General features: G+C 49.6%; 17 protein-coding genes. 16 read left to right on the top strand and 1 reads right to left on the bottom strand.

Annotated elements, in window-relative coordinates:
* Nucleotides 1-211 precede the first annotated feature (211 nt).
* The 6 genes from ACY0JR_RS10445 (at nt 212) to ACY0JR_RS10470 (ending at nt 8,006) form a co-directional block, all read left to right on the top strand.
* Nucleotides 212-703: an RNA polymerase sigma factor gene (locus ACY0JR_RS10445; RefSeq protein WP_462634008.1), complete on the top strand. Its 492-nt coding sequence runs from the start codon at nt 212-214 to the stop codon at nt 701-703.
* 2 nt (nt 704-705) lie between these two features.
* The gene (locus ACY0JR_RS10450; RefSeq protein ID WP_462634009.1) at nt 706-1,299 is read left to right on the top strand and encodes a hypothetical protein; all 594 of its coding nucleotides are present in this window, start codon (nt 706-708) and stop codon (nt 1,297-1,299) included.
* 447 nt (nt 1,300-1,746) lie between these two features.
* Complete coding sequence (locus ACY0JR_RS10455) at nt 1,747-2,943, top strand: MFS transporter (RefSeq protein WP_462634010.1); 1,197 nt, start codon at nt 1,747-1,749, stop codon at nt 2,941-2,943.
* An 87-nt stretch (nt 2,944-3,030) separates the two neighbouring features.
* Nucleotides 3,031-4,098, top strand: a complete 1,068-nt coding sequence (locus ACY0JR_RS10460; protein WP_462634011.1) for an SDR family oxidoreductase — start codon at nt 3,031-3,033, stop codon at nt 4,096-4,098.
* A gap of 535 nt (nt 4,099-4,633) precedes the next feature.
* The gene (locus ACY0JR_RS10465) at nt 4,634-7,162 is read left to right on the top strand and encodes a cellulase N-terminal Ig-like domain-containing protein (protein ID WP_462634012.1); all 2,529 of its coding nucleotides are present in this window, start codon (nt 4,634-4,636) and stop codon (nt 7,160-7,162) included.
* A gap of 301 nt (nt 7,163-7,463) precedes the next feature.
* Complete coding sequence (locus tag ACY0JR_RS10470) at nt 7,464-8,006, top strand: SGNH/GDSL hydrolase family protein (protein ID WP_462634013.1); 543 nt, start codon at nt 7,464-7,466, stop codon at nt 8,004-8,006.
* Nucleotides 8,007-8,179: 173 nt separating this feature from the next.
* Here ACY0JR_RS10470 and ACY0JR_RS10475 read toward each other — a convergent pair whose 3' ends face one another.
* Complete coding sequence (locus ACY0JR_RS10475; RefSeq protein ID WP_462634014.1) at nt 8,180-10,405, bottom strand: NADP-dependent isocitrate dehydrogenase; 2,226 nt, start codon at nt 10,403-10,405, stop codon at nt 8,180-8,182.
* Nucleotides 10,406-11,226: 821 nt separating this feature from the next.
* On the opposite strand from ACY0JR_RS10475, the gene ACY0JR_RS10480 reads away from it, so the two are divergent.
* The 10 genes from ACY0JR_RS10480 to ACY0JR_RS10525 all read left to right on the top strand — a co-directional run bounded on the left by ACY0JR_RS10480 (nt 11,227) and on the right by ACY0JR_RS10525 (nt 22,937).
* Entirely contained in the window at nt 11,227-13,032 is a 1,806-nt protein-coding gene (locus tag ACY0JR_RS10480; protein WP_462634015.1) for a T9SS type A sorting domain-containing protein, read from the top strand.
* A 170-nt stretch (nt 13,033-13,202) separates the two neighbouring features.
* Entirely contained in the window at nt 13,203-13,931 is a 729-nt protein-coding gene (locus tag ACY0JR_RS10485) for a hypothetical protein (protein WP_462634016.1), read from the top strand.
* 38 nt (nt 13,932-13,969) lie between these two features.
* Entirely contained in the window at nt 13,970-14,746 is a 777-nt protein-coding gene (gene nfi / locus ACY0JR_RS10490; protein ID WP_462634017.1) for a deoxyribonuclease V, read from the top strand.
* A 206-nt stretch (nt 14,747-14,952) separates the two neighbouring features.
* On the top strand, nt 14,953-16,221 hold the full coding sequence (locus ACY0JR_RS10495; protein ID WP_462634018.1) for an aminotransferase class V-fold PLP-dependent enzyme: 1,269 nt from the start codon (nt 14,953-14,955) through the stop codon (nt 16,219-16,221).
* A gap of 205 nt (nt 16,222-16,426) precedes the next feature.
* Nucleotides 16,427-16,618, top strand: a complete 192-nt coding sequence (locus ACY0JR_RS10500) for a hypothetical protein (RefSeq protein WP_462634019.1) — start codon at nt 16,427-16,429, stop codon at nt 16,616-16,618.
* Nucleotides 16,615-17,409 (top strand): prohibitin family protein, encoded by a 795-nt coding sequence (locus tag ACY0JR_RS10505; protein WP_462634020.1) that lies wholly within the window; start codon nt 16,615-16,617, stop codon nt 17,407-17,409. The genes ACY0JR_RS10500 and ACY0JR_RS10505 overlap by 4 nt, the downstream gene beginning before the upstream one ends.
* Before the next feature lie 174 nt (nt 17,410-17,583).
* Nucleotides 17,584-18,153 carry a hypothetical protein gene (locus ACY0JR_RS10510; RefSeq protein ID WP_462634021.1) on the top strand — a complete coding sequence of 190 codons (570 nt, stop codon included), beginning with the start codon at nt 17,584-17,586 and terminating at the stop codon, nt 18,151-18,153.
* 160 nt (nt 18,154-18,313) lie between these two features.
* Nucleotides 18,314-20,932, top strand: a complete 2,619-nt coding sequence (clpB, locus tag ACY0JR_RS10515) for an ATP-dependent chaperone ClpB (RefSeq protein WP_462634022.1) — start codon at nt 18,314-18,316, stop codon at nt 20,930-20,932.
* Between the two features lie 721 nt (nt 20,933-21,653).
* Nucleotides 21,654-22,262 carry a HupE/UreJ family protein gene (locus ACY0JR_RS10520; protein ID WP_462634023.1) on the top strand — a complete coding sequence of 203 codons (609 nt, stop codon included), beginning with the start codon at nt 21,654-21,656 and terminating at the stop codon, nt 22,260-22,262.
* Between the two features lie 48 nt (nt 22,263-22,310).
* The gene (locus ACY0JR_RS10525; protein WP_462634024.1) at nt 22,311-22,937 is read left to right on the top strand and encodes a J domain-containing protein; all 627 of its coding nucleotides are present in this window, start codon (nt 22,311-22,313) and stop codon (nt 22,935-22,937) included.
* Nucleotides 22,938-22,993: the final 56 nt, after the last annotated feature.

Consider the following 22,993-nt stretch of genomic DNA (forward strand, 5'->3'; position numbering starts at 1 on the left):
ATTTAATATAGGACTTCAAGAGCTTTAAAGCTACTTTATCAACAAATATTACAATTTAAAGGAGCGGCCGTTGGTCGCTCCTTCTTTGTTTTCGGGCTGTTTTCTCTTAAATGGGCTAAAAATGGTTTATCTGCATCAAGTGAAAAATATTGTTTCTCCTAGTGTGATTTTCTCGGCGGAGCCCATACTCATAGCTTGAAGTTTGATTTAGATGGATATAAAAGCCCAGTTTACCCAAGTCATCAAAGAGCACAAAGGGTTGATCTTTAAGGTCTCGGCCCTTTACACGAACAACCAGGAAGACCGGAATGACCTGTACCAGGAGATTGTCTACCAGCTCTGGAAGTCCTTCGGGTCCTTCAACCAGCAGTCTAAGCTGAGTACCTGGATGTATAGGGTGGCTTTGAACACGGCCATTTACCATCTCAACAAAGCCAAAAGACGGGTAGATACCGCTCCGCTTGATCTGGAAGGAGACAGGATTGCCGACGAGTACGACAAGGTAGAGGAGGAAAGGATTCAACTACTTTATGAACAGATCCAGCGGCTGAATTTACTGGAGCGAGGCATCATTCTGCTTTACCTGGAAGGCAAACCTTATGAGGAAATAGCGGCCATTGTAGGCATCACGCCCAGCAATGTGGGCACCAGAATGTCAAGAATCAGAGAGAAATTAAGAACGCAACTAACCAAAAAACAATAATCATGGAACTGGAAGAAATGCAAAACGCCTGGAACAAACTGAGCAACCGGGTAGAAAAACAGGATGCCCTCACAAACAAAATCATGGAACAGATGACCCGGCAGAACTATCAATCAAAGCTAAACAGAATAGAGTATCCAGAGTTTATCGGGACCATGGTCTGTTACGCGGGCGCGGCGTATGTGAGTGTGCATCTCACCAGAATAGAAGAGATTTTCATGCAGGTCTTGGCTGCGCTTGCCATTGGGTTGCTCTTGCTGCTGCCCATTCTTTCGCTCGCCTCTCTGCGGGCCCTAAAAAGTGTGGGCATCTCCACGTCCACGTATCTGGAGACCATCAACAATTTTGGCCGGCAGAAGATCAGGTTTCAGAAGCTGCAGAAGCTTAATGTGTGTTTAGGGTTGGTACTTATGTTGCTTTCCCTCCCGGTGCTGGCCGCCATTCAGGGGAAAGACCTTAGTCAGGTTCCTTACTTCTGGACGCTTATTTTCCCGCTCTTTGGGCTGGTGATGTTTGCCTTTGCTTTTTGGGTCCTGAAGGCCTACAACAAGACGCTGCATGCCCTGGAAAACCAACTCGCTGACATCAATGCCTGATCTTAGGCTCAGACACTGCAATTCTCCTTCTTTTGCAGAAACAAGCTGAAATCGCTTTTACCTCACCTAATTGTCCATCCATAATTCACAAAAAAAGAGCAGCCACTGGTTGCTCCTTTTCATTTTAGGGCACTTTTTGATAAAACAGGACTAAAACGCTGGCTCAGTTCTTCTTAGAAAGTCATGGGGTTTATACCTAATTGTCTTTTTCAAGGGAACATCCCCCTCTTCAAGATCGTTACACCTACTTCGTGTTTACTATTTCGCGCGCCGGGTGCTGCTTTGGAGGCTGTGGTGTCTTGCACCATACCAACCTGCGGCGGCTGGTTTCACTTATGTTTACCTACCTTTAAACCATAAACCGGTTCCGGTGCTTTCTTCGGCTCATTCAGGGCAAGAAAGCACAGTTTCCTTTTACCATCTCCGGATGATCAATCATACGCTTACATGAAAAGTACCAACAATCCTCCCCGCTTCAAACTGAGTTTGATTTCCCTCTTATTGGGCGGTTTCAGCATAGGGATGACCGAATTCCTGATGATGGGCATTCTGCCCGATATGTCCAGAGCCCTCAGCATTTCCATCCCCGAAGCGGGCCACCTCATTTCCATTTACGCCTTGGGCGTAGTGATTGGCGCGCCTTTGATGGTGGGCCTTACCGCCAACATGCCGCCCAAAAAAGTGTTGATTGGCCTCATGCTGATGGTGGGCGTCTTCAATGGCCTGTTTGCCTTAATGAGCAGTTACCCCTTACTCATGGCCACCCGGCTTTTGGCCGGTCTGCCGCACGGCGCGTTCTTTGGCATAGGCGCGGTGGTGGCGAGCAAATTAGCCGAACCAGGCCGCGAGGCAAGAGCGGTCTCCTTGATGTTCGCGGGGCTGACGGTCGCCAATATCATTGGGGTGCCGCTGGGGACTTTCATCGGGCACAACTATAGCTGGCGGTTTTCCTTTGCCTTGATTGCGGCAGTGGCCTTGGTCGCGGCATTCGCGGTCAAAGTCTGGATGCCTTCGGTGAAATCAGAATCGGAGACCAGCTTCCTGAAAAGCCTCAACATTTTCCGGCACAAAGAACTGTGGTATATCATTGGCATCTCCACCATTGGCACCGGCGGCTTTTTTGCCTGGATCAGTTACATCGCCCCGCTCATGACCGAGGTTGCCGGGTTCAGCAATAACGTCATGACCATTATCATGGTAGTGGCGGGCCTAGGCATGGTGGTGGGGAATATCGTAGGCGGTCGGTTGGCCGACCGATTCTCGCCGTTGATCACTACCACCTGCCTGCTGCTGTGCATGGTGGCCGCCCTGTTGCTCACCGTGGTGATGGTGCAGTTCAAACCAACGGCTGTGCTCATGACCTTCCTCATCGGGGCCATTGGTTTTGGTGTGATCGCGCCTATGCAGATGCTCATTGTACAGCAGGCCAAAGGCGCCGAGATGCTGGCTTCTTCCCTGCTACAGGCTACCTCCAACATGGGCAACGCGCTGGGGGCTTTCCTGGGCGGCTTACCCATTGCCGCTGGCTTCGGGTATACGTCTCCGGAGTACTTGGGCGCCGCGTTGGCGTTTACCGGGGTGCTGTTCTGCCTCCTGCTGGTAGCCGCACATAGGCGAAAAGCTAGAAAACTGGCTATCGCGTAAACCCCTCAGGCGAAAAGAGGGTATTTTTTAGAAAACGGTGCGAAAACGAGGCACCTTTTTACATCATTTTCAACCTAAGACACCACCATGAATCAGATAGCGTTAGTAGTGGGTTCCAGCGGAATTGTGGGCAGCAACCTGGCCCAGGAGCTTATTTCCCAGGGATGGACCACATTCGGGCTGGCCCGCAACCCCAAAACCGATGTACCCGGCCTGCAACCCGTGGCCGCTGATCTGCAAAACCCCGGGAGCCTACAGACCGCCCTGGCCGACATCGCGCCCACGCACGTGTTCTTCACCAGCTGGATGCGCCAGGAAACCGAGGCCGAGAACATCAGGGTGAACAGCGCCATGGTCCGGAACCTGCTGGATGTTTTGTCACTCAAAAAATCGGTGCAGCACGTGGCGCTGGTGACCGGCCTGAAGCATTACCTGGGGCCGTTTGAGGCCTACGCCAAAGAAGGTTTTCTGCCCGAGACGCCGCTGCGCGAGGAGCATCCGCGCCTAGACATGGAGAACTTCTATTATGCCCAGGAAGACGAGGTGTACGCCGCTGCTGAGCGCGATGGCTTTACCTGGAGCATCCACCGGCCGCACACCATCATCGGCAAAGCCGTGGGCAATCTCATGAACATGGGCACCACTCTGGCCGTCTACGCAACCATCTGCAAAGAGACCGGCCGTCCGTTCCACTGGCCAGGTTCCTCAGCGCAATGGAACGGCCTCTCTGACGTGACCGATGCCCGTGTGCTGGCCAAGCACCTGGTGTGGGCCGCCACCACAGAGGCTGCCCGCAACGAAGCCTTCAACGTGGTCAACGGCGAGTACTTCCGCTGGAACAAGCTGTGGTACCAGTTGGCCCAATGGTTCGGCGTGAAGGCTGTGGGCTATGACGGCACCATCCATCCGCTGGAAGCTGAGTTAGCGAACGACGGCGAGTTATGGCGACAAATTGCTGAGAAATACAATCTGGCAGAACCCAACCTGGACCGTCTGGCCTCGGCTTGGCACACCGACCTGGACCTGGGTCGCCCCATTGAGGTCATGACCGATATGTCTAAAAGCCGCAAGCTGGGTTTCCACGTCTACCAAAGAACCGATGAGTCTTTCTTCGACCTGTTTGAACAACTGCGCAAAGACCGGTTGATTCTGTAAAAGTTTCGGGCGCTGGATCTGCGAAAAGAAAAGAAAGATTCAGGCCGATTCACCTCCAGATAAAACAAAGGAGGAGCAGCTGCAAGGTTGCTCCTCCTTTGTTTTTAAGCTATTTTTAAGGAAAGAGGCCCAAAACAGAAAAACCAGAGGAAGTCCTTCAAGTGGGGAAATACGAATTCCCGCTTCGGCACGACTATACGCTAGGCTGGTCTCACAGCATCCAAGACCAGCAATATCGCTCCTAGTCCAAACTGGTGAAGAATGCATTTTATCTAGCGGGTTCCGAAGTATGATCACAATCAAGCCTATACATCACGTAGTCCCCAATGTCGGCATTCTGATGGTAATGGAGCAGCAACAAAAGATTATTTCTGCTAGTGGATATTATTTAATATCTTAATGCCAACGTTGGCACGTTTACGCATTAGACTTTAATAGGTTTGTACGCCACCTCGGCAAATGATGCCCAGCCCCAGCAAGAAGACCAACTAATAGTCATTTATTTTTTGGATATAGAAAGACTGATTTAATGAACATGAAGAGACGAACACTACTACCAGTAGTCCTGCTACTACTAGGGGCCTTCCAGTATGCTTCGGGCCAGGATTTGAAACTCAATGACCGGGAGTATTTTGAGCAGCAGGGCGTCAATGTGCTGGTGTACAACAACCTGTTTACCGGAGGCTTCAACGATGAGAAGAACGCCGGGATAGAATTGATCCACCATGGCGTGAGAACCGCGCAAGGCGGCGCGGTGCGACTCTCCAACACGCCGGAGCAGTGGGACCTGGTTCCTGACATCCTGAACAGGAAGGTAGACCGAGCCGCCAAAACGGTAGAGGCCACGCTACGGTACAAAGAGTACAACTTTGATTCACGGGTAGTGGTCACGGCCAAGGGCAAAGGCGTGGAGATAGCCGTTTACCTGGACAAACCCGTTCCCGAGGCGCTGGAAGGAAGTGCCGGGTTTAACCTTGAGTTCCTGCCCTCCCAGTATTGGGCCAAGAACTATCTAGTGGACGGGCGCCCTAATCTCTTCCCACGCTATGTGGTAGGGAACACCGTTACCAGGCCCAACAGCCTAAAACCGAAGCAATTCAAAGGGTATGTGACGTCAGATGACAGAGGGACCGGCAGATTCATTGATCCGCTTCCGCTGGAAACCGGCCGTACCTTTCTGTTTGCCCCAGATGCCCCGGAGCGGATGGTAAAAATCACCTCGCCAGATGCTGACCTGATGCTGTTTGATGGCCGCATGCTGGCTCAGAACGGTTGGTTTGTGGTGCGCAGCTTGCTTCCGGCTGGCAAAACAGGCAAGGTGTTGACCTGGACCGTGGAGCCAAACGCCATCAAAGGCTGGGTAAGAGATCCCAATATCGGCTTCTCTCAGGTAGGCTACCTCCCCGCGCAACCCAAAGTCTCTATCATTGAACTGGACAGGAAAGACAAACCTGCTAAAAGCGCGTCCATCTTTAAAGTAGGCGATGACGGTAAGGCCACCAAAGTATTCACCGGCAAAATCGCCCCCTGGGGAGACTACTTCAAGTATCACTACGTGAAGTTCGATTTCTCTCCCGTGAAGACGCCCGGTATCTACTACATTCAATACGGAGACACCAAGACCAATAATTTCCTGATTGGCGAGCAGGTGTACAGCAAGATCACCGACGCTACCAGCGACATCTGGATCCCCATCCACATGAACCACATGTTTGTGAACGAGGCGTACCGGGTATGGCACGGCGAGCCTTTCAAAGAAGGCTATCGCCAAGCCCCGCCCAACACCGATCACTTCGACCTCCACGCGCAAGGCCCCACCACCGACACCAAGTACAAACCGCTGGAATTGATCCCCGGCCTGAACGTAGGCGGCTTCTTTGATGCCGGGGATTTCGACATCGAGACCGGGTCGAACATCAGCGTGGTGCAGAACTTTGTGAAAACCTGGGAGAGTTTCAAACCCCAGCGCGACCAGACTTTTATTGACCAGAAGCAGCGTTACGTAGATCTTCACCGCCCCGATGGGACCCCGGACGTGTTGCAGTTCATTGAGCACGGCACCCTGAACCTGGTAGCGCAGGCAGAGATTATCGGGCACATGGCCCAAACGCTCTCCAACTCCGTGCTGGATAACTACCACCACCTGGGTGACGCCGCCTCCTTAACAGACGGCCTTCCTTATAACCCCAAACTTGGCCCGTACGAAGTAGCCAAGGATGGCCGCTCCAGCGGCGTGAAGGATGATCTGTGGGCCTTCACCAGCCGCGAGCCTGAACTAGACCTACGGGCTGCCACCATGTTTGCCGCTGCCAGCCGGGCCTTGAAAGGGTACAATGACGACCTTTCAGCAAGGGCCTTGACCCAATCCAAAAGACTCCTGAAAGAAGCTACCACCTTACTCGCCAATCAGAAGCAGGATACCACAGGCAGAGGCAATGCTGCCAACATGGCCACCAACCTCCAGCTGTACATCGCCACCGGCGAGAAACAATACCTGGATAGATTCCAGGAGCTGTTATGGCCTGCCTTGGAGCGTAACGTAAGCGGTAACCTTTTAACGGCCCTGGATGCAATCCCGCAACTGGATGCCTCCTATAAGGAAAAGCTCCGCCCGTACGTGGTGAAGTACAAAGACTACATTGCCAGTCTTGAAAAGAATAATCCTTACGGCGTGCCGATTGGTCTTACCAACTGGGCCGGTAGCGGAGACGTGACGAGCTTTGGTACCACCGTTTGCTTTGCTACCAAGTATTTCCCCGAGATCATTGAGGCCCAACATGCGTTCAAAGCCACCAACTACCTGTTTGGTGCGCATCCGTACCATAACTACTCCTTAGTGGCCACTGTGGGCGCTACCCGCCCCAAAGCCGTTTTCTACGGAAACAACCGCGCTGATTTCTCCTTTATTCCGGGCAACGTGGCCCCCGGCATCTTGTTCAGAAAACCAGACCACTTTGAGAACTACGATGACTGGCCTTTCCTGTGGGGACAAAACGAGGGCACCATTGGGGGCAATACCGCTTACCTGATTTTCGGGTCAGCGTTTAAGAATCTGATTAAATAAGCAGATTGATTTAGGCAGTTCTGGAGGAGCAACTGATTCAAAACTGCTCAAAAAGATAGGGCAAGGTATACGTTCATTGATGAATGGGTATATCTTGCCCTATCTTTTTGCTCTGAAATCCACAATCATGAGAAGCACCCTGCATTATCTTGCGATTTTATTCCTTCTGATTTCAACCAATGTTTTCTCACAAAACAGAATTGAGGGTCTACCCTATTCAAAATCTCTGAATTACGGGAAATCTGTGGCCGTCTTTGGGGGCTCTGTTTCTGTTATCCCTGAAAGTGACAGCGCCAAAGCCATGTGGAAGGAATACTTAGGCCTGGCGATCACTAACTACGGAGTACCTGGGGCCGGCTTTTCATCCTTACAAGGGAAATCAATCCAGAAACAGGTAGAGGAAGCGGGCGTGTTTGACATCTATATCCTTTGGGCTTCCACCAACGACTATACAAACCACCGGGAGATTGGGTCTTACACAGACTATACGGAATTTGACGGCTACGACAAGAAAAAACTCACTACCCAGGCCGGAGGAATCAACTATTGCATCAAGAAGATCTATGAGACAAACCCCAAGGCAACCATCTACTTTTTCACCTCCAGCAAAGCCTTCAATGACCGGGGAGGGTATGACCCGCTTTACGCGCAGGGGATGGGTAACTATGTGGAAATGCAGAAAAATATCTGTTCGCTTCACGGAATTCCGGTTCTTGATCAGTTTTCATTAGGCGGCTATAATATCTACAACAAGCATTTATATTACCGTGACCCTATCCATATGAATGCATCAGGGTATAAAAAGTTAGGCGAACTACAGGTTTCGTTTCTTGCTTTCCCATAGAGAGCAAGAGTATTGTTTTTTTTAGCCGATACTATCTTACACAACACAAGCTGTAAGAAATATCAGAGATCTTTAATTCTTAGCGATACACCCAGTTTGCTCTTTCTTGCCACAAAACAAAAAGGCCGCTTGAGATTTCTCCCAAGCGGCCTTTCCATTTTAATACAGTTTTACTAAAACTGATCAATAAACGCGTTCAAGGTGGCACTTGGGCGCATGGCTTCTGCCACCTTGCTGAAGTCTGGGTGGAAGTAACCGCCCATATCAACCGGTTTGCCTTGCTCCGCGATTTGCTCCTGTACAATCTTCTCTTCGTTTTCGGTTAAGCCTTTGGCCAGGTCAGAGAACTTGGCTTTCAGTTCTTCGTTCTTGGTTTGGGCTGCCAAGGCTTGCGCCCAGTAAAGCGCCAGGTAGAAGTGGCTGCCGCGGTTGTCAATGCCGCCTACTTTACGGGCCGGTGACTTGTCTTTCTCCAGGAACTCGGCATTGGCTTGGTTCAGGGCTTCAGCCAGCACGGCGGCTTTGTCGTTTTTGGTCTTGTAAGCCAGGTCTTCCAGAGAAACGGCCAGGGCTAGGAACTCGCCCAGAGAATCCCAACGAAGGTAGTTTTCTTCCTGGAACTGCTGTACGTGCTTAGGCGCAGATCCGCCGGCCCCGGTTTCAAACAGTCCGCCACCATCTAGCAACGGAACAATAGACAGCATTTTGGCGCTGGTGCCTAACTCAATAATCGGGAAAAGATCCGTGAGGTAATCACGCAGTACATTACCGGTTACAGAGATAGTGTCTTGACCAGCTTTGGCACGCTCACAAGAATAGCGCATGGCTTCTACCGGCGACATGATTTTTACTTCCAGGCCGTTGGTGTCGTGGTCCTGCAGGTAACGCTCTACTTTCTTAATGAGGTTAGCGTCATGCGCGCGCTGTGGGTCTAACCAGAAAATGGCAGGGGCGCCGGTAATGCGGGCGCGGGTCACGGCCAGTTTCACCCAGTCCTGAATAGGCAGGTCTTTGGTCTGGCACATTCTGAAGATATCGCCTTCCTCTACCTTCTGCTCCATCAGCGCGTTGCCGTTGGCGTCTACCACGCGCACGGTTCCGGCCTCGGTCATCTGGAAGGTTTTGTCATGTGAACCGTATTCCTCGGCTTTCTGGGCCATCAACCCGATGTTCGGCACAGTGCCCATGGTTTTAGGATCAAACGCGCCGTTCTCTTTGCAGAAGTTGATCACTTCCTGGTAAATCCCCGCGTAAGAGCGATCTGGAATCATGAACTTGGTGTCATGCGGTTTGCCATCGGCGCCCCACATTCTGCCCGAGGTCCGGATAGCGGCTGGCATAGACGCGTCAATGATCACGTCATTGGGGAAGTGTAGGTTGGTGATGCCTTTGTCTGAGTCTACCATGGCCAAAGCCGGGCCGTTTTCATATACGGCTTTGATATCGGCTTCAATGGCCGCGCGCTGGTCTTCTGGCAGGTTCTGGATTTTGCTGTATAGGTCGCCTAGGCCGTTGTCTGGGTTCACGCCAATCTGGTTCAGTACTTCGGCGTGCTTCTCAAATACCTCTTTGAAGAACACGGTTACCGCGTGGCCGAACATAATTGGGTCAGAGACCTTCATCATGGTGGCTTTCAGGTGCAAAGACAAAAGAATACCAGACGCTTTGGCATCAGCGATCTCTTTCTCGAAGAACGCGCGCAGGGCTTTCTTGCTCATCACCGAAGAGTCAATCACCTCGCCTGCTTTCAGCGCGATGTTTTCTTTCAAAGTTCTGGTAGAGCCGTTGGCGCTTACGAATTCAATTTTCACGCTGCCAGCCTCTTCCACTACCACAGACTGCTCGGTGCCGTAGAAATCGCCGCCGTCCATGTGGGCTACGTGCGATTTGGAGTCTGCTGACCAGGCACCCATAGAATGTGGGTTCTTGCGGGCGTACTGCTTCACGGCATCAGCCACGCGGCGGTCAGAGTTTCCTTCGCGCAATACCGGGTTCACGGCGCTGCCCAATACCTTGCCGTAACGGGCTTTAATTTCCTGCTCGGCTTCATCTTTCGGCGTAGCTGGATAATCTGGAATGTTATAGCCTTGCGCCTGCAGTTCTTTAATGGCTTGCGTGAGCTGCGGCACTGAGGCCGAAATGTTCGGCAACTTAATAATGTTGGCCTCCGGGGTTTTGGCCAGCTCGCCAAGTTCCGCCAGGTCATCGTTCTGTTTCTGCTCGGCGGTCAGGTTCTCCGGGAATGTAGCCAGAATACGGCCCGCCAAGGATATGTCACGGGTTTCTACTTCAATACCGGCGGCTTTGGTGAACGCCTTGACAATAGGTAAGAATGACTGCGTGGCCAAAGCCGGCGCCTCATCTGTGATGGTATAGATGATTTTAGTGGTGTTTGACATTTCTTTCGTTTAAAGTTAAGGAATACTGCCGGAAACCATTCAAACTTAGAACAGCCTCAGAACCGGGCGTCTCCCCAAAAGATTGGTTCCCCAAGCAAATATAAGCGAGTTTTTAATATAGGCTACCCCGAAGCGCAGTTGAGCCCCTATCCTTTCAGCTTACGTACACGGCGGCACAGGGATTAGTCTATTCAGGAGGAGCAGCTTCATTTGAACGCTTGTGAAAACAGAAACTTCTCTGAAAATTATTTTTCTTCAATAATTTCTTACTTCCTTAGAATAGCTGCTACGCATTTCCTGGAGAAAATACCCTTGTCCATTATCACCCACAACATGTCAGGAGTAGATATTTTAGGGACAGCAGTTTCCATGTAATACTTTCTTTTTCAACAAGGTGCGGCATCCTGAATTTTCGATCTGAATACCTTGAAACTCTCTGAAGCGAATTGCTTATGTTTTAATGCGTAGAAAGCATCTGAAGCCAACCCTGAATGCCATATCTGCTATTCACTATTTCTACATTAAAATTAATTTAAAATATTTTAAATATAACTATTTTATAAATAATCTAAATATAACCCCTCCTAAAGCTGAAAACATTATAATCATTCAAATAATTAATAAAATATTGTTAATCCTTTGCTACGTATATCAATTCCAAAAGGTTGTACAATTATTAAAATAAATATAAGTTTGTGCACTTTAGAAGCACAGATGTGTACACTTTAGCATTATACTAACGAATCTTATAAAATTTTATACGCTAACTAACAAACAGCACCCCGACCTATATCTAAACCCCAAAATTTATATTTCCCTTTATGAAGTCAACTTTACAAACGCTCATTGCTTGCGTAGTGCTCACACTACTGCAAGTAGAGGTGTATGGACAAAGAACAACCATCTACCATGAAAATTTTTCCGGCACGGTCACTAACCTGGCCTCTAACTGGCAAAATGGAGTACTTCCTCTGGCCACAGGAGGCTACCCTCTGAAGGCTTCCCGTGGGGAATACATCCAAACAGGCTCCACTGCTGGCACTTACACCTTGACTCTGGGTGAATTCTCAGCTGGTGGGTACGAGGATATTACCGTAAGCTGGATTGCAAAAAAAACGGGCACTCCAGCTATAAAATTAGAATACCGTTTTAACGGAGGCGAGTACGTTCCTGCAGAGAAATTGATAGATGTAAATCCAAATCAATTGGATGTAGTAACTGTACCTCTGAAAGAATGCTTCAATAAAGGCCGGGTAGAACTACGGTGGACATATAATTCAGAAGGCAACTCTACCTATGCCCTAGATGATATCACTGTGACAGGCGTGCCTTTTGGAGGTGAGCCTAGTGCCATTTTCAATTCTTCAAGTGCAATCACTAGTCTTCCTCCAACCTCTGTTTTTGAATGGTCATCTAGAGAAGTAGGAGAAGATCCTTTTAGCTTTGCAGGACTCAATAACACCAAAAACAGCTTTTATGAAGCTGATGGTGTAAAAATGCAATGGAGCAACTACCTGTCTCCTGGCATAGACATGTGGAGACATCACGTTACTAAAGATTTTCAAGCAAAGGAAAGTTTCGCCATCGTACAAAACTACTACAAAGGCGTAGGCACTGAGAACTACACAAGAAGCACACTTTCCTTATCTGCACCTGTTCAGGGCTTATCTTTCACCATCAATGATGTGGACGAGACGCCACGCATTAACCGTGACATTGTAAAAATTATTGCTTACCGCGCAGACGGCACTACTGTTCTTCCTAAGAAAGAACACGCGCAAGTCACTACTTACAATGAATTTGTTGTAGCAGGAAATGAATATCTATTCAGAAGCAAAACAGATCCAACAGACACCAATCCATGGGATGGTAATAATATTAACGAGGTCAATGACAATAACCCCGAAGGAGATATTACTGTTACGTTCTTAGAAGCTGTTGCAAAGGTGGATATCATCTTTTCTAACGGTGTTTTAAATGGTCAATCTAGTGGGCAGCAAAACATCGGGATTTCAGATATCTCCTGGAGAAATGCGAGTTTACCTGCTATCAATCCAGATATGACTACCAAAAGCGCGATTCCTACCCCGTTACCCGTAACCATGGTTTCTTTTGAAGTGAAAAAGATGGTAAACGGTGCTAAACTGGAATGGTCTACTGCCTCTGAGATCAACAATGATCGGTTTGTGGTGGAACGCAGCGTAGACGGTAAGACGTTTGAAGCTATTGGTGAGGTAAAAGGAACAGGTAACAGCGCAACAATTGTGAAGTACTCCTTCCTTGATAACGCCCCTACAACAGGCATCAATTACTATCGCTTAACGCAGCATGACTATGACGGTAAATCTGAGACTTCTAAGACTATTTACCTGACCTATAGTGGTGCCACTGCCGCTGTTGCGCTCTCTACTTACCCAAATCCGGCAACTGAAGACCTGACCATTAAGCCAACTACTAGCGCTACTGTAGATCAAACCTACTACATCCTGAACGCGGCTGGCAACCTGGTAAAAACAGTAGTACTGCCTAAAAACCAGACATCGGTGCAAGTATCTGTTCGGGAATTAGCAAGCGGATTGTATCTGGTAAAATCTGATAAAGCTGTCAGCAGATTCTTTAAGCAATAAAACAGAAAGCGTTTGAGACGCCTTGACGTAGCACGCTTTTGAGCCTGCCTATAAAAAAGATGCCCACTCTAATAAAGTGGGCATCTTTTTTATAGGCAGGCTCTTTTCTTTGGAAGGGAAGATAAGACCTGAGTAACGCCCATGATGGCAGCAGCCCTTATGCGTACACCATGCGTATACAAGGCATGAAGGCTTTCAGAAATATACTAGGCTTAACTTTCTGCTTTCTGGCAAGTTGCCGACCCAATTCCTCCTCAGACTCAACTTCCAGAAAAAGAGAAAACCCAGCCACTACTTTCCCAAAAGAGCAACAGCAGCAAACTGATGTCTTGGCAAAAGACACCCTGAACGTTTTGCAGGACGAAGTAGTCCGGAAATCCACGCAGCCGGGCCAGGCAGATTTTGGGGAGTTTTTCAGAAAATTTGCCCAAAGCATACAGAAGCAGGATGCCGATGCTTTTAATACCTACATAGACCCGCAGCTCGGTTTGTACATCATAGAGACGCCCGGAGCAGTACCCCAGTTTATGCACCTCATAGACATCACTACTTTCCGGCGGACGGATGCGCAGCAGCGAAGCTTTCTGTCTATCAGGGAAGAATTTCAGCACTGTGACTTGGAGGAGGTAAAGGTTCTGCCCACTCTCACCTGCCAAGGCGAAAACAACAACTTCACCCAACAGGGCTGTTTTGTAGCAGAAGCGTCTTTGTTCAGGAAAAGCGATGCCTATAAATACGCCAGTTTGCCCATTGAGGCAGAAAGCAAAGTAGCCCAGAACCAGCAACTGGTTTCCATAACCGTTCTGCATACCTGGAGCGGTTTCAGGTTTCATTTCGGGCAGGTGAATGGGCAATGGCGCGTGTTGTTTGTAGACCTCTCGGTTCCCTGCAGTGCCTGAGAAAGGCGGGGCAAGTATCTCTGGCCTTAGACAAACGTATGAGCAAAGGAATCAAACGTTTTCAGGCTGCTTTCCTTAAAATAGCCCGAAAACAGAAAGACTCAAGACTCAGAACTCAAGACTCAGAACTCCCTACAATGGCCTGGTACCAACAACTTCCCCCACCCGATCCGCACCTGGTAAAACAATTAACTGAGCAGCAAGAGATACTGCGAAAACAGGTGATAATCCAGAAACCGGATTTTGAGTTGAAGTTGCTGGCCGGTTGTGATTCATCGTTTATTGGCGAGAATATCTTGTCGGTGTTTGTGGTGCTGACGTTCCCGGAGTTGAAGCTGGTGGAAAGTGTGTGGAACTATGCTCCTGTGGAGTTGCCGTACATTCCCGGTTTTCTGGCCTTCCGCGAAGCGCCTAATCTGGTCAAAGCGTACCAAAAACTGCAACATACGCCAGACTTGATCATGGTAGACGGACACGGCATAGCGCACCCACGCAGACTGGGTATTGCGAGTCAGCTGGGCGTATTGCTGAATAAACCTACCATGGGCGTGGCCAAGAAAGTACTGACGGGCAAGCACGAAGAACCGGCAATGGAGAAGGGAAGCATCACGCCGCTCACCCATCGGGGAGAACACATCGGTAACGTGATTCGCACCAAAGACAAGGTGAAACCCGTGTTTGTCTCCCCGGGGCACCTGATGGATTTGGAATCGGCGACAGCCATCGCTTTGCAAACAGCCATCAAACACAAACTACCAGAACCCACCCGCCTAGCCGACCATTACGCTGAGGTGTACAAAACTGAGGTGCATTGATTCAGGCCATAAGAGCGCATCTGGTAAAACAGGTGTGAATTCCAGATTACTACGGAACCAAGCCGGTGTATGTACTAAATTTATTGTTTCCGGCTTTTAAATCACTAACTCCGCCCAATGACTCTAGTATACTTACAGGGTTAGCATGAGGTTAAATCCCTTTTCCAGCCAACAGGTATCTATGTTTCATTCAAAACCGGAAGTAAATGGAAGTAAAAGAGAAAGCAAAAGAAGCAGCCCAAGCCTTGAAGAAGTCCTCTTTTGATGTGCAGCGCGTACGGCAGGATTTCCCTATGCTCCAGCAGCAGTTGAACGGCAAACCCTTTATATACTTAGACAGCGCCGCCAGCGGGCAGAAGCCGCAAGTGCTGATAGACCGGCTCAGTGAATTCTATGCCAACGAGTACGGCAAACCCAATGAACAGCATACCGCCAGCAAAAAGGCTACCGAGATGGTGGAGGAAACCCGCCAGAAATTGGCAGACCTAATCAAAGCCAAAAGCAGTAAAGAGATTGTCTTCGTGCGGGGCTGCACCGAAGCCATCAACGTAGTGGCCTTGGGCTTTGCGCGCGGTTTGCTACAAGAAGGGGATGAAATCATTACTACTATAATGGAGCATCACGCCAACATTGTGCCCTGGCAGATGGCAGCACAAGACGCAGGAGCCGTGGTGAAAGTAGTACCCATCACAGAAACCGGGGAACTTGACTTAGAGGCACTAGAGAACATGATTTCTGAGCGCACCAAAATCATAAGCCTGGTGCATTCTTCGCAAATACTGGGCACCATAAACCCCATCAAGAAAATCACGGCCATGGCCCACAAGAAAGGGGTACCGGTTCTGGTAGATGGAGCGCAAACCGCTCCGCACATGCCCCTTGACATGCAGGACCTTGACTGCGATTTCTACACGTTCTCGGCGCATAAAATGAGTGGCCCCACCGGCGTAGGTGTCTTGTACGGCAAAGCCGATTGGCTGGAGAAACTACCGCCGCATAACGGAGGAGGCGAGATGGCCGAAACTGTGGAGTTTGAGAAAACCACCTACTCCTCCCTGCCTAAAAAGTTTGAGGCCGGCACCACCTCGTTTGCAGATATTATTGCCTTAGGGGCAGTCATTGATTACCATAACGCCCTGGGCATGCAAGCCATTGCCGACTATGAACAGGAACTGCTTGAATACGGTTTAGAAAAATTAAATCAGATAAAGGGGCTGCATATTCTGGGTTCGGCCCCCGAGAAAGAACCGGTAGTGTCCTTCATCATTGACGGGGTAGATGTAAAAGACCTGGAAAAATACCTGAATGATGAGTGGGGCATCGCGGTGAAAGCCGGCAAACTTGCCTCACAGCCCTTGATGAAGCACCTGAATGTGGATAAGGCTTTGCGAGCCTCTTACTGCTACTACAATACCAAAGAAGAGATAGACACCATGAACCAGGCCATTGAAGCTTATTTGCAAACCAAAGCCTAGGTGTTCCAAATTAAAAACCGGATGAAGGAAGTAAAATAAGCCCTTCTTTTAGAATTCAGCACTTAAGAAAGCTCAGTTAACCCGGTTAACTGAGCTTTTTACGTTTTGGCCCTTTGAAAACAAATAGTATTGTAGATATTGCATATACAATACTGACTTAGAGTTCATTTACCTGGCAATAAGCCCTAACCGGTGACCTACACCCATGAATATTCTATATTTACTTTTATTGCTGGGAGTGGTGATTGCAGACATTCTACTCTTTACCCAAGTCGCCCAACTGCTACGAGCTCCTTCAGACACCTCTGTGGCCATGGGCGTGGGTTTCTTTGTGCTGCTGGCTGCCGTGAACTACTTTCTGATTCGTTTTCTCTTATCTAAAATCAAAAACCAATGAACCGCCGAGTTATTACGGGTATTGTCAGCATATTATTAATCATTGTGTTCGGGGTGACGCTCACCCAGTCCTGCACCCGCGTAGACGCCGGCCATGAAGGCGTGTTGGTGAAATTGTACGGTACCGGCAAAGGCGTGCAGGATGTGTCTTTGGTTACCGGCCGGGTGTGGTTCAACCCGTTCACCGAGGAGGTCTACGAGTTTCCTACCTTCATCCAGACCTATGACTATGACGCGTTCACGGTCAACGCCAAAGATGGTTCGGTGTTTACGGTAGACCCCACCATTTCCTTTTATGTGAAAGCGGGCGCTTCGCCCATGATTTTCAAAAAGTACCGCAAAACCATCAATGAGATCACCCAAACCACCCTGCTCAACTATGTGAAAGACGCCTTCCGAATTCAGTTAAACCAGTACAGCACCGAGGAAATCATCTCCAAGCGGCAGCAGTTTGAGACCGAAGTCCAGAATACGTTGGATGCTGCTTTGCAGAAAGACGGCTTCAAACTGGAGCAGATGACCAGTGGTTTGTCTTACCCCGAGGAGATTGTGCGGGCCGTGAACCTCAAGAACCGCGCCGTGCAACAGGCTATGCAAGTAGAGAACGAATTAAAGGTAGCCGAAGCCCAGGCGCGCAAGAAAATAGTAGAGGCCCAGGCCGAAGCCGAGGCAAACAAACTGCGTCAGCAAACCTTAACCCCGCTTCTCATCCAGCAGCAATTCATTGAGAAATGGAACGGTTCTACCCCGCTGTACGGCAACTCGCCGGTTTTCTTCAAGAACATGGAATGATGAAGAGTTCTGAGTCCTGTGTCTGGAGCGTTTTAGCCTTGTTTCATGAAAGTAAGGCTTAAAACCAGCTTCCTAACAGCCTTTCCCAATTCAGCATCTTAACCCAAAGCCCCGGTCTTACGTCCTTTAGCGTATCCGGGGCTTTTGCTTTGGGCCTCGCCAACTAAAAACACTATGGAAACAATTAAATCCTTTTCCGCCGATACTGAAGAAGAACTTTGGCACCTGGTAGCCTATGACATGGCCAACCAGAAAGAACTGCTGCAATATTCGGCCCAGCTAACTCAAGCCGGACAACCCATCTATTTTGACATTGATATTGATTTAGGCGGAGGTTTTGAAGGAGGCATCTCTTCTACCACGTTCATGGCCCCCGTCCCCAGCCATGTTGCCTTAAGGTTTGCCTTGCACGAACAAGGCTTTATGGACGAGCTTGGGAAGTTCTTCGGGATGGAAGACATAGAACTGGGTAACCCAGACCTTGACGACGCCTTCATCATTAAAACGAACCAACCCGACACCCTCAAAAGCCTGCTCGCTGACCCTACTCTTCATCAATTACTGCTGAAGCATAAATCTTGTGAGTTCAAACTCCACGATGACGCAGACGAAACCGGCCCCGAAACCGTACTGACCTTCACCAAAGACGAAGCCATTCTGGACATTTCTGAACTCCGGGAAATTTACAGCATGCTGTATCTCTTGTTGCAGAAGTTAAGCAGTGGACATGCGTCATTAGTTTAATAAAGAGAACCTTACTTAGGACGTTTTGTCTGATTATGTTAACTAAGAGGGTTCTTCTTTATGACATATTTTCCGGAAAACAGCATAAAAACGCTTCGGCACCTCATTTGCTATTATCGTCGTAACAAACTTAGAAACTACGCAAAGACGATATAAAGCTATGAACTTTAACAATTATACCATCAAATCGCAGGAGGCCGTGCAGAAGGCAACCGAGATTGCCGGCGGCAACCAGCAGCAGGCCATCGAGACGGGGCACTTGCTGAAGGGTATTCTGCAAACGGATGAGAACGTGACTGGTTTCTACCTGAAGAAACTGGGGGTGAACGTGAACCAATTCAACACGCGTCTGGACGAGATTGTGAAAGCTTATCCAGTGGTGACTGGCGGTAGCCCCTATCTTGCCAATGACGCAGCCGCAGCTTTACAGAAAGCCAACTCTTATTTAAAGGAGTTCGGTGATGAGTACGTGGCCATTGAACACTTATTGCTGGGCTTGCTGGTGGGTCGCGACAAAACTGCTACTCTTTTAAAAGATAGCGGTATTACGGAGAAAGGCTTGAAAGCCGCCATCAAAGAATTGCGCGGTGACTCTAAAGTAACGGACCAGAATGCCGAGGCAAAATACAATTCCCTCAAGCGCTACGCTATTGACCTGAACGAGCAGGCTCGCTTAGGTAAGATTGACCCGGTGATTGGTCGTGATGAAGAAATCCGCCGCGTATTGCAGATTCTGAGCCGCCGGACCAAAAACAACCCGATTCTGTTGGGTGAGCCAGGTGTGGGTAAAACTGCCATCGTGGAAGGTCTGGCCCAACGCATTGTGTCTGGTGACGTGCCGGAGAACCTGAAATCCAAAACCATCATGAGTTTGGATATGGGTCTGCTGGTGGCGGGTGCCAAATACAAAGGGGAATTTGAGGAGCGTTTGAAAGCGGTCATCAAAGAAGTGGTAGATTCTGAAGGAGAGATTGTGCTCTTCATTGACGAGATCCACACCTTGATTGGTGCTGGTGCCGGTGGCGATAGTGCCATGGACGCGGCTAACCTCTTGAAACCAGCCTTGGCTCGCGGGGAATTGCATGCTATTGGTGCTACCACTTTGAAAGAGTACCAAAAGTACTTTGAGAAGGATAAAGCCATGGAGCGTCGTTTCCAGGCCGTAACGGTAGATGAGCCAAGCATTCCGGATGCTATCTCTATCCTGCGCGGTATCAAAGAGAAATACGAGCTGCACCACGGCGTGCGCATCAAAGACGATGCGATCATTGCTTCCGTGGAGTTGTCCAGCCGTTACATCTCTGACCGTTTCTTGCCAGACAAGGCCATTGACTTAATTGACGAGGCTGCGTCTAAACTGCGCATTGAGATTGACTCCTTGCCAGTAGAGTTGGACGAGGTACAGCGCAAAATCATGCAATTGGAGATTGAGCGCGAGGCCATCCGCCGCGAGAACGACAAAGAGAAAGAGAATCTACTTTCCAAAGAGATTGCTGACCTGAGCGAAACTCGTGACGCGTTACGCGCCAAGTGGCAGAGCGAGAAACAGGTGATTGAAGGTATCCAGAAACAGAAAGAGGCCATTGAGCAATACCGCCTGGAAGCCGAGCAAGCGGAGCGTGCCGGTGATTACGGTAGAGTAGCGGAGTTGCGTTATGGTAAAATCCAGGAAGCCGAAGCCAAGCTGAAAGAATTGCAGCAGCAAGTGCAAGAGCAGCAAGACGGCGACCACATGTTGCAGGAGGAAGTTACCTCTGAAGACATCGCGGAAGTAGTAGCCAAGTGGACTGGGGTACCGGTAAACAAGATGCTGCAAAGCGACCGTGAGAAGCTGTTACACCTGGAAGAAGAACTGGGCCGTCGCGTGGCCGGTCAGGAAGAAGCCATTGCCGCTATCTCTGATGCCGTGCGCCGTAGCCGGGCTGGTCTGCAAGACCCTAAACGCCCTATCGGTTCGTTTATCTTCCTGGGTACTACCGGGGTGGGTAAAACTGAGCTTGCCAAGGCCTTAGCTGACTTCTTGTTCAACGACGAGAACGCCATGGTACGGATTGACATGAGTGAGTACCAGGAGCGTCATGCCGTGAGCCGTTTGGTGGGAGCGCCTCCAGGATACGTGGGTTATGATGAAGGTGGTCAGCTGACTGAAGCTGTTCGCCGGAAGCCATACTCTGTGATTTTGCTGGACGAGATTGAGAAAGCACACCCAGATGTCTTCAACATCTTGTTGCAAGTGCTGGATGATGGCCGGTTAACCGACAACAAAGGTCGGGTGGCTAACTTCAAGAACACCATCATCATCATGACGTCAAACATTGGCGCGCACATTATCCAGGAAAACTTCCAGGATTTGGATGAGATGAACCCAGAGCCAACCATTGACCGGACCCGTGACGAGGTGTTTGAGGTGCTGAAGAAAACACTCAGACCTGAGTTCCTGAACCGGATTGATGAACTGATTATGTTCCGTCCGTTGAGCTCCCGCGAAATCCGGAAAATTGTGGACATCCAGTTCCGTCACATCCAGGAGCGTCTGGAAGACACCGGTATCCGTCTGGAAGCCACCGACGAAGTACTGGACTTCCTGGGCCACGAAGGTTACGATCCGCAGTTCGGTGCCCGTCCGTTGAAGCGTGTGCTGCAACGCCGTATCCTGAATGAGTTGTCCAAAGCTATCTTGTCTGGTGACATCCGGAAAGATGCAGTCGTGGAAGCGGTACTGGAAGACGGTGAAATCAGGTTCATCAACGTGGACATTGACCTGCCCATTGATAGATAATCCGTTGTTTTAAGTTGAAGTGAAGGCGTCGGGGAGCAATTCTCCGGCGCCTTTTTTATTTGTGCCCTTACCAGCAGTAAAATTTGCGTTTTGAAGCTGTTTTACTTGAAACAGACACAAACCAGCAAGTGTCACTTTTAAAGAATCCATCTTTGACTCTTCCGCTGGCGCGAGCGTCCCGCTCGTGTCCGCACGCATTGCTGAGCTTTGTCCACTTCTTTTTTATGTTCGGCGTTCTGGCTACTCCTATGCTTTCCCAACCCACTTAGTCATCTTGTAAAGATCTTATGGTCGAACTAGAATGGCTTTGAAAAAACGACTCTGCCGTTTGCTCACACAATTAAAATAGGGAGAATGCCATTACTTTCTGGAATGCGTGCGGACACGAGCGGGACACTCGCGCCAGCGGAAATTGTAGCGGCGTTACACGTAACGCCGTGTTCCTACGCAGCAATCACTCTCTTTCCCCAACGGCCGTTCTATGCAAAAGAGACTTGTCCACACTCTTAAAGAACACCGGTCAGGGTGTGGGCAGCGGTATTGCTTTGTGGTTACATGGCGTTACGGTGTAACGCTGCTACGTTTTGGATATATATTTTCTAAAACGGGAAGAAAACAGAAACTCACCTTCTCAGGCGCACTCATCAACTACAGAACTTGCATCGCTGAGGCTTTTTTCTAATCTTGCCTGACTAACACCCTCTTAAAACAGCAAACAAACGTGTCTTCAACCTTTTTCACGTACCTCCAGGTAGGCTTCCATCATATCTTCAACCTTCAGGCGTATGACCACATGGTGTTTGTGCTGGCCATGTGTGCCGTATATTCGGGCAGCGAGTGGCGGCGCATTCTGGCGTTGGTTACCAGTTTTACCATTGGGCACTCCATCACGTTGGCGCTTTCCACGCTGGAGATGATTAGGTTCAACACGGCTTTAATTGAACTGCTGATTCCGGTGACCATTCTACTCACGTGCCTGTACAATTTCACGCAACTGAACATTACCACCTCCAGACCCAAGGGAAGTGCCGTATGGTCGTGGAACAACCTGTTTGCCGCGGTCTTCGGCCTGATTCATGGCATGGGCTTTTCCAATTACCTGAAATCATTGCTGGGCCAGGGCCAGAACATCGTTTTAGAGTTGCTTGCGTTTAATGTAGGGATTGAACTGGGTCAGTTGCTGATTGTTCTGCTGGTGCTCATACTGAATCTGCTGTTAACCCGTTTTCTCCCCGTCAAGAAACGTGATTGGGTGCTGGGGGTTAGCAGCGCCGCGGGTGCCATTGCCCTCATGCTGATTCTGGACCAGGATTTTTCGGCTATTTTCTGAAAACAAGCCCAAAACGGCGGCATTGCTGTCCTTTATCCATTTAACTAAATGCTGGCTGAGTCTTACCGGGTGTTGGGAGTACCGTTTGGCGCTAAAATGCCGCAGATCAGGCACGCTTACCGCCAACTGGTGTTGCAATACCACCCAGACCGAAACCAGGACCCCGGCGCTCCGGCCATGTTTCTGCGCATTCAGTCGGCGTATGAGTATCTGCAGCGTTTTCAGGAGTTGGCCTCGGCACCTGCCGCTGCGCACGTCACCCCTCCCCCACCCGCGCCCAAACTCCAGACCGATTGGGAAAAGTACCAGTTTGTCTATGACCCACCCGCTGACCCTAAAGAATACGTGGCGTGGGCAGCCGTAGCAAGGGAACGCGCCCGTCGGCAGAAAGAGAAAGACCACGCGGCGTACGTGCAACGCACCCTGGCCATGAAGAAGAAGTGGTGGTACCCGCTGGCCCGCTACAGCAGTTACGCGGTACTGGTATTAGGTATGGTGGCTGGCGCCGCTTTCATCCTGATTCCGTTTATTTTTCTATATTTCAAAGAGTTCAAGCCTTTGCTGCTGGGCATCATCATGGTGCCTATGGGTTTAAAGATGATAAAAGTGATGCGCGAGTTCCGCCAGGACATACAAAAACATTTTGGCGAAAACCTTCCCGAACCGCCTAAATAAGCCTGCGCTCGCTTTTTTCTTTGCCCAGAATTAACCAATTTGCTTTATTACTCAAT

Source organism: Rufibacter sp. JT3400010 (genome assembly GCF_054956755.1).